This window comes from Streptomyces sp. NPDC007162, from assembly GCF_040634175.1.
GTDB lineage: Bacteria > Actinomycetota > Actinomycetes > Streptomycetales > Streptomycetaceae > Streptomyces.
In genome coordinates this window covers 1-1,304 of the sequence record NZ_JBEYFC010001019.1, presented here as the reverse complement: position 1 = coordinate 1,304, position 1,304 = coordinate 1, and the positions used below count along the sequence as shown (strand labels likewise).

Sequence of the window (1,304 nt, the reverse complement as noted above, 5' to 3'; positions counted from 1 at the left end):
GGACGCGCTGCACGCGGCCTACCCGCGTCTGTTCCTCTTCGAGTCCGAGTCCTCCTCGGAGACCTCCACCCGCGGCGCGTACCAGGAGCCGGAGCACCTCAACACGGGTGAGAACCACACCCCCGGCCGCCGGGAGACCTCCTCCTACGACAACAACCTGGCCTCCTGGACGATGAGCGGCGAGTACGGCCACAAGAAGGACCGGGACCGGAAGTGGTTCGCGGGCCAGTTCCTGTGGTCGGGCATCGACTACATCGGCGAGCCGACGCCGTACGACGTGTTCCCGGTGAAGTCGTCCTTCTTCGGTGCCGTCGACACCGCGGGCTTCCCCAAGGACATGTACCACCTCTTCCGCAGCCAGTGGGTGAGCGAGCCGATGGTGCACCTGGTCCCGATGACCTGGAACCACGAGCCCGGGGACACGGTCGAGGTGTGGGCGTACGCCAACGTGCCCTCCGTCGAGCTGTTCCTGAACGGAAAGTCCCTGGGCGTACGGGAGTTCGACACCAAGACGACCACCGACGGCCGTACCTACCTGGAGACCACCGAGGCCACCGGGGACGACAAGACCTTCACCACCGGCCCCTATCCCGGCAGTTACACCAGCCCGAACGGCAGCGCGGGCAAGCTGCACCTGACCTGGAAGGTGCCGTACCGCCCGGGCGAGCTGCGGGCGGTCGCCCGGCGCGACGGCCGCGTGGTCGCCACCGACGTGCTGCGCACCGCCGCTGCCCCGCACGCGGTACGCCTCACCGCCGACCGCGGGGCCCTCGCCGCCGACGGCCGTTCGCTCGCCTTCGTGACCGCCGAGATCGTCGACGCGCACGGCGTGGTGGTCCCCGACGCCGAGCACCTCATCTCCTTCGGCGTGACCGGCGGCTCGATCGCCGGTCTCGACAACGGCCGGGAGGAGAGCGCCGAGCGCTACCAGGCCGTCACCCGGACCGCCTTCCACGGCAAGGCGCTCGCCATGGTCCGCTCCGACACCGAACCGGGCCGCCTGAGGGTGACCGCGCGCGTGGACGGCCTGCGCGCGGGCATCGTCACCCTGCGCACCGACCCGGCCCGCGCGGTGGCAGTCACCCCCGCACCCGAGTTCGGCCCCGACCTTCCGGCTCCGCAGGATTACCCGCACGCGGACGCCAGTTACTCCGGACGCGCGGACACCCTGCCGGCCGCCATGCTGGACGGCGACGCCACCACCGGCTGGTCCAACGCCTTCGCCAAGTCGGCGACCGCCCTGCTGCCCGCGTTCAGCGGCGCCCGGACCGGGGACTGGGTGTCGGTCGACTTCAGGTGGACCT

General features: G+C 71.2%; 1 protein-coding gene. It reads left to right on the top strand.

The genetic code is table 11. The annotated features are described in order from the left end of the window. Positions 1-1,304: DUF4982 domain-containing protein (locus ABZ646_RS46805; protein WP_360533945.1), on the top strand; the 1,304-nt coding region annotated here is incomplete at both ends.